Below are 15,985 nucleotides of genomic sequence, written 5' to 3'. Positions count from 1 at the left end.
CGCTCTCTACAGGAGTGCGCTCCGCACGATCAGCACCACGGCGCTCACCCCCGAGACGATCAACGTCGGCGTGCGGATCCCCTTGGCGTCGAACCGCTTGCGCAGCGGCCCGGACAGCAGGAACCCGGCCACCAGGAACGGGATCAGCAGCACCCCGCTCCACAACTGGTGCACGGTGACGTTCCCCGTGCTCGTCAGCCCGATGATCGAGGTGACGGAGCCGAGCGTGAAGAACGCCGCCAGCGTCGCCCTGACCTGCGGCCCCGCCTGGTTCTGGTAGAGCAGCGCGACCATCGGCCCGCCGATCGACGTGGCCGTGCCGAACGACCCGCTCGCCACGCCCGCGGTGACCAGCGACCCCGGCGTCGGTTGCGGCCGCCACGAGATCAGCGAGAGCAGCACGCACACGAGGACCGCGGCGCCGACCACGACGCCGAAACTCTTCGGGTCGAGCGAGTCGACGATCCAGATGCCGACGATCGTGCCCGGCAGGCGCCCCAGCATCGCCCAGCCCACGCCGCGCCAGTCGACGTGGGTGAACTCCCTGGCCAGCGACATCATCGCGTGCGCGCTGGCGATGACCAGCACCGGAACCGGCACGAGCGCCGGGTCGAGCAACGCGAGCAGCGGCACCGCCACCAGCGCCAGTCCGAACCCGATCAACCCCTGCAGCAGCCCTCCCGCCGCAACCACCACACCCGCCACCGCCAGCAACCCCCAGGACATAGTTAGCCATGCTATCGAGTCACGCGGGGGCCCCGCGTTTCCCTGGAGGAAACGCAGGGCCCCCGCGTTCCTCAAAAGCACGCACGCCTCCTTGCTGGGCCGCACGCGGGGCCCTTGCGTGTCGTCGTAGCGAACGAAAGCTCCCCGCGTGCACTTGCGGCAGAGGCTTCGCCTTGCGTTCGCCTGGCGTTGGCCCAGCGCACCTACGCTCCGCGCCATGACCGCGTCCCGCCGCTCCTTCCTGCTCGGCACCGGTGCGACCGCCGCCGCTGCCGCCCTGGTCACGCCCGGTTCCGCAGCCGCTGACATCGTTGTCGGCGGCGGCCGGCCCGACCCCGAGTCGCGGCGGTTCACGCTCGCGGTGATCCCGGACACGCAGTACATGTTCGACCTCGACCGCGGTGACTCGGCGCCGATGAAGGCGACCTTGCAGTACCTGGTCGACCACCAGAAGTCCGAGAACATCGTCTTCGTCAGCCACCTCGGCGACCTCGTCGAGAACGGCCGCAAGAGCGAGATCGACGACATCAGCGCGCGGTTCGAGGTGCTCGACCGGCGTCGCGTCGGGTACAGCGTGCTCGCGGGCAACCACGACCTGCCGGACTCGCGCACCGACGACCAGCGCGGCCGCACGCCGTACCTGGACGCGTTCGGGCCGCAGCGGTTCCGGCACTCGCCGACGTTCCGCGGTGCGAGCGCGGACGGCTACAACAGCTGTCACGTGTTCCGCGCGGCCGGGAAGGAATGGCTGGTCCTCGCGCTGGACTGGCGCATGTCCGCCAAGGGTTTCGAGTGGGCGCGGAACGTGCTGAAGCAGCACCCGAAGCTGCCGGTCGTCCTCACCACGCACGAGGTGGTCCAGGACGGGGGTGACGGCGTCGCGGTGATGTCCGACTACGGCCGCAAGCTGTGGGACGAGCTGATCAAGGACAACGACCAGATCTTCCTGTCGCTCAACGGACACTTCTGGCCGCCGGCGCGGGCGACGTTCCGGAACGCGTCCGGCAACGACGTGCACGTGCACATCACGAACTACCAGGACCGCTACTACGGCGGCGGCGCGATGATCCGGCTGTACCACTTCGACCTGGACCGCAAGACCATCGACGTGCGCACGCTCTCGCCGTGGCTGCTCGGAAAGAAGACGCTCAACCCGTTGGAGCGCAAGGAGATCGAGCTGACCGGACCTGCCGACCGGTTCAGCGTGCCGATCGACTTCGAGCAGCGGTTCGCCCGGTTCGACCCGCCGGTGCTGCCCGCAGCTCAGCCCGTGCGGGACGTGCTGGTGCGCGGCACGGTCGCGTACTGGCGGCTCGGCGAGGGCCTGAAGGACCTGTCGGGCAACGGCAACGATCTCACCCAAACCGGCACGCTGACGGCTTCGGATGACCACCACCGGTTCGCGCCGTCACACCGTTCGCTGTACTTCGGCAAGAACGGCTACCTGTCCACTGTGGAAGGTGCGCCGATCAACCGGGAGACGTTCGAGCGCGGGTACACCATCGAGCTGTTCCACAAGCTGCCCAAGGACTTCGACCACCCGTGGTGCGGCCTGTTCACCAAGCTCGCGCCCGGCTCCGCGGCCGGCAGGACCGGTGACGACCCGAGCGAGCCGATCGCCACGCTGAACCTCGCGGGCGGCGGCGGGTTGCAGTGGGCCGTGTTCCCGCGCAACCAGGCGGGAATCTCGACCAACTGGGGGCACGAGATGCCCTACGAGACGTGGTGGCACGTCGCGGTGGTCAACGACGGCGTGCACACGACGCTGTACGTCGACGGATCTCCCTTGCTGCGCAACCCGTCCACGCCCGCGCGCGGCATCTCGGCGGCCAGCGGTCCGTGGCTCGTCGGTGCCTACGCGTACAACAAGGTCGTCGAGAAGTCGTTGTACGGCTGGATCGGCGACGTGCGGGTCGTGAACCGGCCGCTCGACCGCTCCGAGTTCATGCGGTCCCGGGCAGCCCGAACTTCGGGAACAGACTGAGGTCGAAGAACGACAGGACGTGCGTGATCCGGTCGTCCTTCAGGTCCAGCACCTGGAGGTTGAACGGCCGGAACACGCCGTCCTCCTCGCGCAGGTACAGGCCGTACGCGGGCTGGCCGTTCGCCTCGGTGGCGATCATCCTGGCGCCGTGCGGCACGGCCGGGCACTGGTTCGCGAGGTGCCACGCGACCGCGTCCGGACCGCGGTACCACTGCGGGAACGGCGGCATCTCCCAGACGACGTCCTCGGCGAACATTCCGATGATCGCCGGGATGTCCTTGGCCTCGAAGGCTTTCACCCACCGGTCGAGCAACGGCTTGGCGTCCGCGGGTTCGGTGACCTCGTCCTCGGAGAGGTCCTTGAGCTGCGCGTGGGCCCGTTGCAGGGCGCTGTTGACGGCCGCGACCGTCATCTCCAGCTCGTCGGCGGTCTCGGCGGCGCTCATCCTGAGGACGTCGCGCAGGATCAGCACCGCGCGTTGCCTCGGCGGCAGGTGCTGGAGCGCCGCGACGAACGCCAGGCGGGTGGACTCGCGTTCGGTGACGATGGCGGCGGGATCGGTCGGGAACGGCTCCAGCCACGGGATCTCGTGGTCCTGGGTCAGCGGGTCCTGCTCGGTCGCGCTCTGCGTCCCGAGCCCGAACGGCAGCGGTCGCCTGGTGCGGCCCTCGAGCGCGGTGAGGCAGACGTTCGTGGCGATCCGGTACAGCCAGGTGCGCACCGACGAGCGGCCCTCGAACTGCCCGTACGCCTTCCACGCGCGCAGGTACGTCTCCTGCACCAGGTCCTCGGCGTCGTGCAGCGAGCCGAGCATCCGGTAGCAGTGCGCGAGCAGTTCCCGTCTGAACGGGTCCGCGGCGGTCGCGAAGTCCACTGTCACCCTTGCACTGTAATCGCTTTTTGCAGACGGGTGATGAGGGTCGCGACGTGCTCGGCGAGCTGCGCCGGTTCGTGCACCTCGAACTCGAAGCCGAGGAACAGCAGGTGGAACACGATCCGGTCGAGCGAGTCGGCTCCCGTGCGCATGAGACACGAGTTGTCGTCGATCCGTTCGAGTGAGACGGACACCGGCGACGTGCGTTCCGCGACGGCTTCGAGCGGGGCGTGGATCGTGAGCACGGCCTGGTAGGTGTAGACGTTGGAGGCGACCTGCCGGGACACGAAGTCGCCCAGGCTCTCCGCGGGTGGTTCGCGCGGCGTGAAGCGGGCGGCGAGGGTGGGTTCGGTGGTGATGCGGTCGACCCTGAACGTCCGCCAGTCCTCTTTGGACACGTCCCACGCCACCAGGTACCACCGTCTCCCGGTGTGCACGAGACCCTGGGGTTCGACCAGGCGCTTGGAGGGCTCGCCCTGCGTCGGGGCGTAGGTGAACCGCAGCTGCTGGTGGTCGCGACAGGCCGCCGCGATGATCGTGAGCGTCTCCGCGTCGACGGTCGGTCCCGCCGCCGTGAGGGGAGTCGTGTGCATCTGGAGCGCCTGCACCCGCCTGCGCAGCCTCGTCGGCAGGATCTGCTCGAGCTTCGTGAGCGCGCGGACCGAGGTCTCCTCGATGCCCGCGATCGTGCCGTTGGCGGCGGTCCTGAGCCCGACCGCGACGGCGACGGCCTCGTCGTCGTCGAGCAGCAACGGCGGCAGTTCCGCGCCGGCGCCGAGCTGGTAGCCGCCGGTCGCGCCGGGCAGCGAGGTGACGGGGTAGCCGAGGCTGCGGAGCTTGTCGACGTCGCGGCGAATCGTGCGCACGTCGACGCTGAGCCTGTCCGCGAGCTCGGGGCCCGTCCAGTCGCGCCGCACCTGCAACAGGGACAGCAGTTTCAGCAGCCGTGCGGACGTCTCCAGCATGTGACGGATTCTAGATTCCATTGCGGACACCGGCTTGTGCTGGCTAGGGTTGCGGGTATGACTGCCGGGTCGGCCTTGTGCCGTGAGCGGAACGGTTGCCCGGCCCTGACTTGATCAGGGCCCCTCCAGCCCCCGCGTTCATCCGTTCTTCGGGATGTGCGCACGGGAGAGGAGGTGATGCGCAATGCTTCCCAACGTTGGTGATGTCTTTTCGGGGAAGGTCGTCTCGACCGTTCCCTTCGGTTCGTTCGTCGAGCACCCCGCTGGTGCACACGGGCTTCTGCACGGCCACCAGGCCGAGGTGGGGTCCTCGGTGCAGGTGAAGGTGCTCGCGGTGGACGCCGAGCAGCAGCGTTTCAGCCTGGAGCTGGCGTAGACACCTGAGTACACCGGACAGAGGCGCCCTGTCCGGTGTACCTGCTCGAGTTCCTACGGCCTGCGGTAGTCCGCGCACTCCACGACCAAGCGGTCGTGGAGCGTTCTGCGATGCCCTTGTTCCTGAGGTGGTGAACCCAGTGCGTCCGCTGGGCTCGTCACGTCGTGCAGCAGCCGGTACAACACGACATCCGTTGCGGTGTAAAGCCAATCGTCCGCCTTGCCGGGTGGCGCGGCCGGGCCGAGCATGTTCTCGAACCACGCGGGGAACAGCAGGTCCCGTGTGACCGCGTCCTCGATGCGAGCGCGGATCTTTTGGCGTGCCTGCGCTATCGCTTCGTTGCCCGCTGACTTGGCGACGGTGTCACTGGCGTGCGTGTTGTCGTCCGGTGCTTCGGGGCGGGTTCGCTGCGTGATCGTTCGCCACTGGTCGTACTTCTTGCGCCACAACGACTCCGCGTTCGGCGGGAGGGTGGTGAGCGCTTCGGCGGCGTCGATCGCGATGTGGGCCGCCCTGTCGTACTCGGCGATGGCCTTGCGGGTGTTCTTGGCTTCCTGCTGCGTGAACGTCTTGCGGGCGTAGGCTTCCTGGCCCGCGAGGATCTTGGCGATCTCGGCCTTGGTGATCTCCGGCCAGTCGTCGAAGTCCGCCTTCTGGGTCTCGCCTGCCCGCACCTTGCGGTTGAGGGCCACCAGGAGGCGTTCGAGGCGGTGCACGCTCTCGGCGAGCTCGGTGATGCGGTCGTTGGTCTTGGTGAGCTTGCGGTTGGTGTCGCGCAGCTGGTTGGTGGTGCTGAGCTGTTGCTGGGCCGCGTCGGTCTGGGTGTTGTCGATGCGGGCGGTCAGGGACTTGAGGTCCTTCTTGAGGCGCTCGACCTTGTCGTCCAGGGCCTTGACCGGATCGATGTTGATCATTTGAGCGTCCTCCAGGCCCACCACGCGATGCCTGCGGCGGTGATTGCTGTTGCCCAGCCGTGTGCCAGCGGGGTGGCGATGGTGGCGGTCAGGGCGGCCGTGATGGCCGTGGTCCTGGCCCTCGGCTCCCAGAGGTGGCGGCCCGTGGGGTCCACGAGGACCGCTGCCGCGGTGGCGGTGGCGAGGAGGAGGGAGAGCAGGGACCAGGCGTCGAACCAGCCCACGGCGACGATCAGCGCCGCCGTGGTCGTCGCGGCGGCGATGGCGCGGTTCGGGGTGGCCAGCCTGGCCGCTTCCACGTCCCTGCGCGCTTCCATCACCGCGGTGACCTCCTTGTCGGTCTCCGCGACCAAGGAGGGGAAGTCAGGGCTGCCCGGGCCTGCGGCCTGGAGGGCTCGCAGGGCTGTTCGCAGTGCGTGCTGGCGGTCGGCCAGGCGAGCGAACGGATCGGCTGCCATGCCCTGAAATCGTGATCAACGTCGAGGGCCGGGGGTAGACCGGCGGGCCGAGTTGGTCCGGTTGCCGACGAACTTCCCTCTGGTGGAGTAGTGGTCCCGGCGTCAGGACTTCCTGCGCGCCTCCGGTGGCCACACCACCTCGATCGGGACGCCGGACGCCCGCGCCTGCTCCACCACGTCCGCCGTGCCGCCCTTGCCCTGCGCCGGCACGCCGTCCCACACGGCGATCAGCATCTCCACCGAGGCGAGCATGCGTTCGTTCGCCGCCACGTAGGCCTGGCGCCCGCTCGACATGTGCGGCAGGACGCTGACCACCGTGGCGGCGGCGCGCAGTTCGTCGTAGTCGGCCACCTGGTGCGGTTTCAGGCGGTCCCGGTAGTCCAGCGCCGGGAGGACCACCTCGACCTGCCCGCCGAGAGCCAGGACGGCTCTGGCGAAGACCTGGTCGGCGCCCGGTGCCAGGCACGTGACGCCGACCAGGGGACGATCGAGGTCCTGGAGGACCTCGGTCAGGGCTGCCTGCACGGCCGGAACGCACTCGGGGACCAGGTTGCTGTGGCCGGTGATGCCTACCCGCATCAAGCCGTCCGGATCGCTCTGATCGCGTCGCGTGTCTCCTGAACGGCGCGGATGTGGCGGTGCGTAGCCGCTTCCTTGGCGAAGTCCTCCAGTTTGCGGAGCACCCGTCCCGAGGAGAGCTTCGCCGCTGTCGGCAGAACCTCGTTGATCAACCCGCACGCTGCCTCCGGGTCTCCCGCGACCATCTTGGTGCGCGCCAGTCCGATCACGTCGAAAGCGCGGTTGCGCACCTTCGACGGGTCTCGCAGTTCCAGGGCCCGCCGGATGTGCTGTTCGGCGAACACGGCCTGAGCCGGGTCGTGTTTGGCGAGGTCGCGGCACCGTGCCCCGATCACGCCTTCGAGCTCCGCCTCGTCGAAGCTGTGCAGGTAGCGCGGTTCGCTGTCCGCCTCGCGCTGGGCGAAGCTGTCCTGCGCCATGCCCACGGCCTGGTGGAACTCGCGGGTCTTGCCCATCTGGGCGTAGGCCCAGGCCTCGCGGGTCAGCAGCAGGGCCTTCAGGGTCGGCGTGCCGGTCCGGCGGGTGCCGTACTGGCCGAGCTGGACGAGTTCCAGGCCGTCCTCCGGGCGGCCCAGGTCGAACATCTGCCGTGCCATGGCGGCCAGGCAGAGGGCCGCGAAGCCGTCGTTGTGGCCTGCCTTGGCCATGCGGACCGCCAGCACGTAGTAGCGCTGGGCCGCGTTGTGCAGGCCGGCGTCGAACGACATGCTCGCTGCCACCTTGGACAGTTCCGCGCCGATGAAGAACGCGCGTTCTGTCGTCGGGCCCGCCGGCGCGCGCTGGAGGCGTTCGGCCAGCTCGTCGAGCTGCCCCAGCACCGCCTTGCGCGCCAGTCCGTAGCCGCCCCTGCCGCCCCAGCCGCGCAGGCCGTCGGCCACGCGCTGCAGGGCTGCGAGCTCCTCCTCACTGATCGCCGAGTGCGACGACCACTTCGACAGGTTCTGCAGCGGGTGCAACCACCGCTGCAGCGGCTCGACCAGTGCGGATCCCACCGTCACCGCGGCCGCTCCGGTGAGCGCCGCTCGTCTGCTGATCGCCAAGTCGCTCCTCGCCGTCTCCTCGACCGAACGGGCAATGCTCGTCGCCTCCCAGGGGGCGGCGAGCACGTCTGGCGGGCTCGTGTCGAGTGAGCCTGCCTGAGCTGGGATGACGACTCGGTCGAACCACAGTCGTTCGCCCGGTACACCGAGCACGAGCGCGAAGTGGCGCAGCCGGTCGAGGCGGTCGATCTGGTTCTCGCCCGACTCGTACCGCGAGAGCTGCGCCTGGCTGATGCCGAGCCAGCCCGCCATGCGGTCCTGGCTGACCCGGCTCAGGTGCTGCGGGTGGTGCCGGTAAGCGGAGATCAGTGCACCCATGTCGCGGTCCGCGAAGGCGGCCGTGATCGCGGGGTTGTCCCAGAAGTCGTCCGGGACGGCAGGGGGGCCGTGGACGTCCGAACGGGCGTTGCGCCGGCACCGGTGACAAAGGCGATCGGTGTTGTCGGCGGCGATGAACGCTCCACACGGGCAAGCGCGCCTGGATTTGGGTCTCGCGGTATCCATCGGCCTCGCCCCCGTCACTGAGCGTTCACCAAGTGTACGGAGCCGTGATCGTCAGTCCATCCATCTCATGCATAAGACGTAATGGATTCGCGTGTCGCAGTGCTCGTACCTCCGTGCGGCGGATGAGCTTCATACGCCCGGTGCATGACGCTCATGCACCGGGCGAGTGGTGTTGGCGGGAAGTGCGACGCACCCTGCACATCGTCGGGTCGCGGGTCGATCCCCGTGGTTCGACCAGTGCCTGACCCACCTACGGGGAGGACAACCGCCGATGAGTCTCACGACCGCGGAGACCGGCCACGGTAGTGCCGGGATCCCACAGAACAGGGGACACGACCGGATGATCGGCGAGGCCGTCGCCGGTTACCGGCTGCTCGGCTGGCAGGTGACGGTCACCGAGCAAGGCGTGTTCCTGCCCCTCGGCCCCGCCACCACAGCACTGGCCATGCCCGCGCGAATCGGGTCGCGCGTGCTGGCCGACCTCAAGTCGCGCATGCTCGCCGGCCCGGTCACCGTCATCCCCGGCCCCCGCGAACACTGGATCTTCCTCGCCGAACTGGTCGCGTTGCTCCCGACGCACCTGAAGGCGCCGCCAGAGGTCCAGTTCGTGCGCTCACCGCACCGGATCGCCCTCCCACCCACGATGACCAGGTACGGATCGCTGCGCTGGGCGAACCCGCCGTCGCACTCCCGGCACTGGTTCCCGCCGTTCACCGCCGTGCTGGCACTGGCCCGGACGGCCGCCGCGGAGGACCAGCGCCGATAATCGGTGCTCGTGGATCGTCGTTCAGTGCTGTTGTTGTGTGGGCTCGCTGCCGCCTTGGGCGCCTGTGGCGAGCCCGCTCCTCGCAAGACGGGCGGCGTGGGGACCGCCCGGCCGGGTGACCGCGTGACCTCCGCTGCTTCGGTGCCGGTGGGCAGTGGCGTGCTGGTGGACATGCCCGGCAACGCCCAGCTCCTGGTCGTGCAGCCTCAATCGGGTGAATTCCGCGCGTTCAACCCGGCCTGCCCGCACGTGGGCTCGTTGGTCAACCCTCCCGCCGGTGGTGTCATCACCTGCCCGTTGCACGGGAGCGCTTTCGACCCGTCCTCCGGTGCTGTGCGCAAGGGGCCCGCCACGTCGGGGCTGACCCAGGTCGCCATCTCGGTTTCGGGTCAGGACCTGCTGCTCTCCTGAGCTTCCAGCCAGGAGACGATCGCTTTCACGAAGCCGTCCGGGCTGCGGCCTTGCCGGGGATCAGGAGCACCTCGCGGATGTTGCCGTCGGGCGCTGCATAGGCGTCATCCAGCCGTGTGCCTGGGAGGAGCGCGTCGGCGATGGCCAGAAGATCCTTGCGCACGGTCGAAATCTACCTGTGCATTTGCTGTGCATCGGGCTTCTGGCTGAACGCTGCGCGATCTCCTCGCGTAATGCTGTGGTGTGAACCCGGACACCCACCACCACGGAGGAACGGTCGTGAACACCGAAAGCCCGGTCAGCAGGCGGGCGGCGCTGTGCGGAATCGTGGTCGCCCTCGCGGTGCCGAGTGGACTCGTGACCGCGTGCGGCTCGCCGGCTCCTTCGGGCACCGGCTCAGGTTCGACCCCCAAGCAGAACGGCTCCACGCCGACGTCGGCGTCCTCCGGTGGCGCGCTCGTCGCGCTGGCCGACGTGCCTGAAGGCGGCGGCGCCGTGGTCGACGGCCCTGGCGGCAAGAAGATCGTCGTGGCGCGGATCTCCGCGACCGAGGTGAAGGCCTACGACGCGACGTGCACGCACCAGGGTTCGACGGTCGCGGAGCCGTCCGGTGGCACCATCACGTGCCAGTCGCACGGCAGTCAGTTCTCGCCCGCCGACGGCTCGGTGAAGAAGGGGCCGGCGACGACCGGTCTGCGTGCGGTCGCGGTGCGCGTTCAGGGCGACCAAGTGGTCCTGGCCTGACCCTTTCTGTTTTTGTCAGACCACGTCGATAGTCTTGACGGCGTGGCAGATCCCTCGACGTACCGCCCCGCGGTGGGCACGATTCCTGAGGCTCCCGGCGTCTACAAGTTCCGCGACGCCGGTGGCCGGGTCGTGTACGTCGGCAAGGCGAAGAGCTTGCGCAGCAGGCTGAACTCGTACTTCGCGGACCTGGCCGGGCTGCACCCGCGCACGCGCCAGATGGTGACGACGGCGGCCTCCGTCGAGTGGACGGTGGTCACCACCGAGGTCGAGGCGCTGCAGCTCGAGTACAACTGGATCAAGGAGTTCGACCCGCGCTTCAACGTCCGCTACCGCGACGACAAGTCGTATCCGGTGCTGGCGGTGACGCTGCACGAGGACTATCCGCGGCTGCACGTGTACCGCGGCCCGCGCAAGAAGGGCGTGCGCTACTTCGGCCCGTTCGCGCACGCGTGGGCCATCCGCGAGACGCTCGACCTGTTGCTGCGCGTGTTCCCGGCGCGCACCTGTTCCGCCGGCGTTTTCAAGCGCCACGGGCAGATCGGGCGCCCGTGCCTGCTCGGCTACATCGACAAGTGCTCTGCTCCTTGTGTGGGCAAGGTTTCCGCTTCCGAACACCGCGAGATCGTCGAGGACTTCTGCGACTTCCTGGCGGGCAAGACGGACCACATGATCCGCCGCCTGGAACGCGAGATGTCGGCCGCTTCGGACGCTCTCGAGTTCGAGCGCGCGGCCCGCCTGCGAGACGACCTGGGCGCGTTGCGCCGTGCGATGGAGAAGCAGGCCGTCGTGCTGGGCGACGGCACGGACGCGGACGTGATGGCGTTCGCGCAGGACGAGCTCGAGGTCTCGGTCCAGGTCTTCCACGTGCGCGGCGGCCGGGTGCGCGGCCAGCGGGGCTGGGTGCTGGACAAGGTCGAGGCCGTCGACGACGCGGCGTTGGTCGACCAGTTCATCATGCAGTTCTACGGCGACAACACCGAGAGCACCCCGCGCGAGGTCCTCGTCCCCGTGCTGCCGGACGACGCTGTGGCTCTGGAAGACCTGCTCTCCGAACAACGCGGCTCCCGCGTGGTGCTGCGCGTCCCACAGCGCGGCGACAAGCGAGCGCTGATGGAAACCGTGGCCCGCAACGCCGCGGAAGCGTTCGCCCAGCACAAACTCCGCCGCGCCGGCGACCTGACAGCCCGCTCGGCGGCGTTGGGCGAACTGCAGGACGCCCTGATGCTGGACACGGCTCCGCTGCGCATCGAGTGCATCGACATCAGCCACGTCCAGGGCACCGACGTGGTGGCCTCCCTGGTCGTCTTCGAAGACGGCCTGGCCCGCAAGTCCGAGTACCGCCGCTTCGCCCTCCGCGAAGCAGCCACCGAAGGCGACGTGGCCTCCATCGCCGAAGTGGTCCGCCGCCGCTTCCAAGCCATGCTCCGCGAAACCGCATCCGGCGGCCCCAACCCGGGCATAGACCCGGACACCGGCAAACCCCGCAAGTTCGCCTACCCACCCAACCTCCTGGTGGTCGACGGCGCCGCCCCCCAAGCCGCAGCCGCAGCCGACGTCCTCGCCGAACTGGGCATCACCGACGTGGCAGTGGTAGGCCTCGCCAAGCGCCTGGAAGAGGTCTGGGTCCCAGGCGAGCAAGACCCGCTGATCCTCCCGCGCACCAGCGACGCCCTGTACCTCCTTCAACGAGTGCGCGACGAGGCCCACCGCTTCGCCATCGCCTACCACCGCCAAAAACGCTCGAAGCGCATGATCGCTTCCGAACTCGACGACGTCCCAGGCCTCGGCGAAACCCGCAAAGCCGCCCTGCTCAAGCACTTCGGCTCGGTCCGCAAACTCCGACAGGCCACAGTGGACGAGATCAGCGTCGTGCCAGGAGTGGGCCGCCGCACGGCAGAGGCGGTGGTGGCAACCCTGGCGTCCTCCGGAGACAAGGCGTGACGTCGCCCGCGCCGTCCGGCTCGTGGGCCGCGAGCGTGCCGGCCCTGATGTCGTTCCGGGGCAAGGCGTGACGGCGGCTGGGGCGCCGATCGCCGCAGCGGTGCCTTCCGCCGCCGGGCGCGAACCGGTTCCCGCACCCGAGTCGTCCAGCCACAGCAGTGAGGCGGCGGCGCCCCTGATCGTGCCCCGGAGCACGTCCCGATGATTACTCCGCCGGCCCGCTCCTTCCTTCTGTCGCGGCGAAGATGACCATGATTTCCGGACGTCTAACAGACGGCCCCAGGCGTGGATCGGGACCAGGTTCACTCGTCCGAGTGGCGAGGATCGCCCAGGCACGTAGCGTCTCAACTGTCGAACCTGCCGCGCGCGAGAGCCGTTCCAGTGGAGACTCAGGTGGGGCGCGCCGGGGCGTGGCGTGGCCGCCAACACCGGGCTCGGCCGCAACACCCAGGTTTGGCAGCAATGCCGGGCTCGGTGAACACCTGGGCTCGGCCGCAACACCTGAACCTGACAGCAACACCAAGCTAGCCCGCAACACCAAGCTAGCCCGCAACACCAAGCTAGCCCGCAACACCAAGCTAGCCCGCAACACCAAGCTAGCCCGCAACACCAAGCCAGACCGCAACACCAAGCCAGACCGCAACACCAAGCCAGACCGCAACACCAAGCTCGGCCAACACCGGCCCAGGCCCCAACCCTGGGGCCAAGGCCCAACACCGGGCCCCAAACGAGCTCGCCCAACCAACAGCATCAGCCAAACAACAGCGCCATCAACAGCGCCACTCAACAGGTAACGGAGTCGTAGTCGTGAACGCGGAGAAGTCCGGCATCGAAGTCGCCGTGGTGACCGGGCTGTCCGGTGCGGGCCGCAGCACCGCGGCCAAGTGCCTGGAGGACCTCGGCTGGTTCGTCGTGGACAACCTGCCCCCGGAACTCATCGCCACCATGGTCGAGCTCGGCGCTCAGGCGCGTGGGGCTATCACCAGGGTCGCTGTCGTCATGGACGTGCGCAGTCGTGCGTTCACCGAGGACCTGGCCGCCATCATCAAGGACCTCGACGCTCGCGGGTACAAGCCTCGCGTGCTCTTCCTCGAGGCCACGGACGCGGTGCTCATCCGCCGGTTCGAGGCCGTGCGGCGCGGTCACCCCATGCAGGGGGACGGGCGGTTGCAGGACGGCATCGAGGCCGAGCGGATTCTGCTCACGCCGCTCAAGCAGGAAGCCGACCTGGTGCTCGACACGTCAGCGCTGTCGGTGCACCAGCTGCGGGCCAAGATCGAGGACACCTTCGGCACCGAGGCCGCCACGCGGACGCGGGTCACCGTGCTGAGCTTCGGGTACAAGTACGGGCTGCCGATGGACGCCGACCTCGTCATGGACGTGCGGTTCCTGCCCAACCCCTTCTGGATCCCGGAGCTGCGGGAGCAGACGGGGCTCGACGGCGAGGTGCGCAACTACGTGCTGAGCCAGGAGGGGGCCGACGAGTTCCTCGATCGGTACCACGAGCTCCTCAGGCTCATCGGCGCCGGTTATCGCCGGGAGGGCAAGCGGTACCTGACGCTCGCGATCGGGTGCACCGGGGGCAAGCACCGGAGTGTGGCCCTCAGCGAGGAGCTGGCGGCTCGGCTCGCCAGCGAGGACGGCATGGCGGTCAAGGTCGTGCACAGGGATCTGGGACGCGAGTGACGACGTTGAAAGCTGTTGCTCTTGGTGGTGGGCACGGGCTGCACGCGACGCTGAGCGCGCTCAAGAAGGTCACCGGCGACGTGACGGCCGTGGTGACCGTCGCGGACGACGGCGGGTCGTCGGGGCGTCTCCGGAGGGAGCTGTCCGACCTGTTGCCGCCCGGTGACCTGCGCAAGGCCATGGCGGCGCTGGCGGGGGACGACGAGTCGAGCCGGCTCTGGACGTCGCTGTTCAAGCACCGGTTCGGTGGCACGGGGGCGCTCGCGGGCCACGCGGTCGGCAACCTCGTGATCGCCGGGCTACTCGAGCAGCTCGGGGATCCCGTCAAGGTCCTCGAGACGGCGTGCAGGCTGCTCGGTGTGCAGGGGCGGGTGCTGCCCATGTCCAACGAGCCGCTCGACATCGAGGCCGACGTCGTGGGGCTGGACGAGGACGAGAAGGTCGTGCGGCGCATCCGGGGGCAGGTCGCCATCGCGACCACGCCGGGGCTCGTGCAACGCATCCGGTTGACTGCCCCGAACGGGCGACCTGTCGGCTGTCCGGAAGCGGTACAAGCTGTACTTGACGCCGATCTCGTGCTACTCGGGCCCGGATCGTGGTTCACCAGCGTGTTGCCGCATCTGCTGGTGCCCGAGCTGCACGACGCGCTCGTGCGCACGCGTGCCAAGAAGGTGCTCGTGCTCAATCTTGTCCCCCAACCGGGGGAAACCGCCGGTTTCTCTCCGGAGCGCCATTTGGACGTAGTCTGCGAACACGCACCCGAGCTGAAGGTGGACGCGGTGATCGCCGACGTCGACTCGGTCCCCACCCCGGACCGGCTGACGCGAGCCGCCTCGGCGCTGGGGGCGCGAACGCATCTGGCGAAGATCGCCGCACCGGACGCCGCTGAACGGCATGATCCGGAGGCGCTTGCCGGTTGCCTGAGGCAAGTGGTCGGACAGACCGGAGTGGGAGGGACTGGCCCGTGGCGATGACGTCGGCGGTCAAGGACGAGCTGAGCAGGCTCGCGGTATCCAAGACCTGTTGCCGCCGCGCGGAGGTGTCCTCCCTGCTCAGGTTCGCCGGTGGACTGCACATCGTGTCCGGCCGGGTCGTCGTCGAGGCCGAGCTCGACCTCGGGTCGGCGGCCCGCAGGCTGCTCAAGGAGATCCAGGCCCTCTACGGCCACCACGCCGAGGTGTTCACGATCCAGTCGAACGGCCTGCGCAAGGGCACCCGCTACGTGGTGCGCGTGGTCAAGGACGGCGAGGGGCTCGCCCGCCAGACCGGTCTGCTCGACCCGCGCGGACGTCCGGTGCGCGGCCTGCCCGCTCCGGTCGTGTCGGGTGGCGTGTGCGACGCGGAAGCCGCGTGGCGCGGTGCTTTCCTGGCGCACGGCTCGCTGACCGAACCCGGTCGCAGCTCGTCGCTGGAGATCACCTGCCCCGGTCCGGAGGCGGCGCTGGCACTGGTCGGCGCGGCACGCCGGATGGGCATCGCGTCGAAGTCCCGCGAGGTGCGCGGGGCCGAGCGCGTGGTCATAAGGGACGGCGACGCGATCGGCGCCATGCTCACCAAGCTCGGCGCGCACGACAGCGTGATGGCCTGGGAGGAGCGCCGGATGCGGCGCGAGGTCCGCGCCACCGCCAACAGGCTCGCGAACTTCGACGACGCGAACCTGCGCCGGTCCGCGCGGGCGGCCGTCGCGGCGGCGGCGAGGGTCGCGCGCGCGTTGGAGATCCTCGGGCCGGAGGCGCCGGACCACCTCGCCGCGGCGGGGCAGCTGCGGCTGGCGCACCGGCAGGCGTCCCTGGAGGAGCTGGGGCAGCTGTCGGACCCGCAGATGACCAAGGACGCCGTCGCGGGCCGCATAAGGCGGCTGCTGGCGATGGCCGACAAGCGGGCGAAGGACCTCGGGCTGCCGGACACGGAGTCCGCGGTCACCGCGGAGATGCTCGAAGCAGAGGTCTAGAGGTGTTGCGGGGGCTGCGGTGCAGCTGAGCGCGTGCGCCCGAACGCTCCGCACCCCGCACCG

17 protein-coding genes are annotated in these 15,985 nt (G+C 69.3%); 9 read left to right on the top strand and 8 right to left on the bottom strand.

Annotated features, from left to right (window positions below):
- Positions 1–6 precede the first annotated feature (6 nt).
- A complete protein-coding gene (locus tag ACFOWZ_RS36015; protein ID WP_382378410.1) occupies positions 7–726 on the bottom strand; it encodes a sulfite exporter TauE/SafE family protein in 720 nt (239 codons plus the stop codon).
- A 217-nt stretch (positions 727–943) separates the two neighbouring features.
- On the opposite strand from ACFOWZ_RS36015, the gene ACFOWZ_RS36010 reads away from it, so the two are divergent.
- Positions 944–2,710 carry a LamG-like jellyroll fold domain-containing protein gene (locus ACFOWZ_RS36010; RefSeq protein WP_382378409.1) on the top strand — a complete coding sequence of 589 codons (1,767 nt, stop codon included), beginning with the start codon at positions 944–946 and terminating at the stop codon, positions 2,708–2,710.
- Here ACFOWZ_RS36010 and ACFOWZ_RS36005 read toward each other — a convergent pair.
- Positions 2,670–3,590, bottom strand: a complete 921-nt coding sequence (locus tag ACFOWZ_RS36005) for a sigma-70 family RNA polymerase sigma factor (RefSeq protein WP_382378408.1) — start codon at positions 3,588–3,590, stop codon at positions 2,670–2,672. The two genes, ACFOWZ_RS36010 and ACFOWZ_RS36005, sit on opposite strands and share 41 nt — an antisense overlap.
- Positions 3,587–4,549 carry a helix-turn-helix transcriptional regulator gene (locus tag ACFOWZ_RS36000; protein WP_382378407.1) on the bottom strand — a complete coding sequence of 321 codons (963 nt, stop codon included), beginning with the start codon at positions 4,547–4,549 and terminating at the stop codon, positions 3,587–3,589. The genes ACFOWZ_RS36005 and ACFOWZ_RS36000 overlap by 4 nt, the downstream gene beginning before the upstream one ends.
- 184 nt (positions 4,550–4,733) lie before the next feature.
- Here ACFOWZ_RS36000 and ACFOWZ_RS35995 point away from each other — a divergent pair, with 184 nt between their 5' ends.
- On the top strand, positions 4,734–4,925 hold the full coding sequence (locus ACFOWZ_RS35995; RefSeq protein WP_382378406.1) for a S1 RNA-binding domain-containing protein: 192 nt from the start codon (positions 4,734–4,736) through the stop codon (positions 4,923–4,925).
- Positions 4,926–4,978: 53 nt separating this feature from the next.
- Here ACFOWZ_RS35995 and ACFOWZ_RS35990 read toward each other — a convergent pair whose 3' ends face one another.
- From ACFOWZ_RS35990 to ACFOWZ_RS35975, 4 genes are all read right to left on the bottom strand, one after another.
- A complete protein-coding gene (locus ACFOWZ_RS35990; RefSeq protein WP_382378405.1) occupies positions 4,979–5,839 on the bottom strand; it encodes a hypothetical protein in 861 nt (286 codons plus the stop codon).
- Positions 5,836–6,297, bottom strand: a complete 462-nt coding sequence (locus tag ACFOWZ_RS35985) for a hypothetical protein (RefSeq protein WP_382378404.1) — start codon at positions 6,295–6,297, stop codon at positions 5,836–5,838. Before ACFOWZ_RS35985 ends, ACFOWZ_RS35990 begins: the two co-directional genes overlap by 4 nt.
- Before the next feature lie 102 nt (positions 6,298–6,399).
- Complete coding sequence (locus ACFOWZ_RS35980; RefSeq protein ID WP_382378403.1) at positions 6,400–6,876, bottom strand: hypothetical protein; 477 nt, start codon at positions 6,874–6,876, stop codon at positions 6,400–6,402.
- Positions 6,876–8,234, bottom strand: a complete 1,359-nt coding sequence (locus ACFOWZ_RS35975) for a helix-turn-helix domain-containing protein (protein WP_236704024.1) — start codon at positions 8,232–8,234, stop codon at positions 6,876–6,878. Before ACFOWZ_RS35975 ends, ACFOWZ_RS35980 begins: the two co-directional genes overlap by 1 nt.
- Positions 8,235–8,691: 457 nt before the next feature.
- On the opposite strand from ACFOWZ_RS35975, the gene ACFOWZ_RS35970 reads away from it, so the two are divergent.
- Both ACFOWZ_RS35970 and ACFOWZ_RS35965 read left to right on the top strand, forming a co-directional pair.
- Positions 8,692–9,186, top strand: coding sequence for a hypothetical protein (locus tag ACFOWZ_RS35970; RefSeq protein ID WP_030470265.1), 495 nt, complete (start codon positions 8,692–8,694; stop codon positions 9,184–9,186).
- A 123-nt stretch (positions 9,187–9,309) separates the two neighbouring features.
- Positions 9,310–9,597 (top strand): Rieske (2Fe-2S) protein, encoded by a 288-nt coding sequence (locus tag ACFOWZ_RS35965; RefSeq protein ID WP_382378402.1) that lies wholly within the window; start codon positions 9,310–9,312, stop codon positions 9,595–9,597.
- 25 nt (positions 9,598–9,622) lie between these two features.
- Here the strand turns inward: ACFOWZ_RS35965 and ACFOWZ_RS35960 are convergent, their stop codons facing one another.
- The gene (locus ACFOWZ_RS35960) at positions 9,623–9,760 is read right to left on the bottom strand and encodes a hypothetical protein (RefSeq protein ID WP_382378401.1); all 138 of its coding nucleotides are present in this window, start codon (positions 9,758–9,760) and stop codon (positions 9,623–9,625) included.
- A 116-nt stretch (positions 9,761–9,876) separates the two neighbouring features.
- Between ACFOWZ_RS35960 and ACFOWZ_RS35955 the strand changes: the two genes are divergently transcribed.
- The 5 genes from ACFOWZ_RS35955 (at position 9,877) to whiA (ending at position 15,922) form a co-directional block, all read left to right on the top strand.
- On the top strand, positions 9,877–10,341 hold the full coding sequence (locus tag ACFOWZ_RS35955) for a Rieske (2Fe-2S) protein (RefSeq protein WP_382378400.1): 465 nt from the start codon (positions 9,877–9,879) through the stop codon (positions 10,339–10,341).
- Between the two features lie 42 nt (positions 10,342–10,383).
- Positions 10,384–12,285: an excinuclease ABC subunit UvrC gene (uvrC, locus tag ACFOWZ_RS35950; RefSeq protein ID WP_382378399.1), complete on the top strand. Its 1,902-nt coding sequence runs from the start codon at positions 10,384–10,386 to the stop codon at positions 12,283–12,285.
- Positions 12,286–13,113: 828 nt separating this feature from the next.
- On the top strand, positions 13,114–13,971 hold the full coding sequence (rapZ, locus tag ACFOWZ_RS35945; protein ID WP_051784155.1) for an RNase adapter RapZ: 858 nt from the start codon (positions 13,114–13,116) through the stop codon (positions 13,969–13,971).
- A 5-nt stretch (positions 13,972–13,976) separates the two neighbouring features.
- On the top strand, positions 13,977–14,945 hold the full coding sequence (locus ACFOWZ_RS35940) for a gluconeogenesis factor YvcK family protein (RefSeq protein WP_382378534.1): 969 nt from the start codon (positions 13,977–13,979) through the stop codon (positions 14,943–14,945).
- On the top strand, positions 14,936–15,922 hold the full coding sequence (gene whiA, locus ACFOWZ_RS35935) for a DNA-binding protein WhiA (protein WP_030470272.1): 987 nt from the start codon (positions 14,936–14,938) through the stop codon (positions 15,920–15,922). Before ACFOWZ_RS35940 ends, whiA begins: the two co-directional genes overlap by 10 nt.
- Positions 15,923–15,985 lie beyond the last annotated feature (63 nt).

It is taken from the genome of Lentzea rhizosphaerae (genome assembly GCF_042649515.1).
Lineage (GTDB): Bacteria > Actinomycetota > Actinomycetes > Mycobacteriales > Pseudonocardiaceae > Lentzea > Lentzea aerocolonigenes.
The sequence above is the reverse complement of the archived record's forward strand: the minus strand, read 5'-3'. Positions and strand labels throughout refer to the sequence as shown.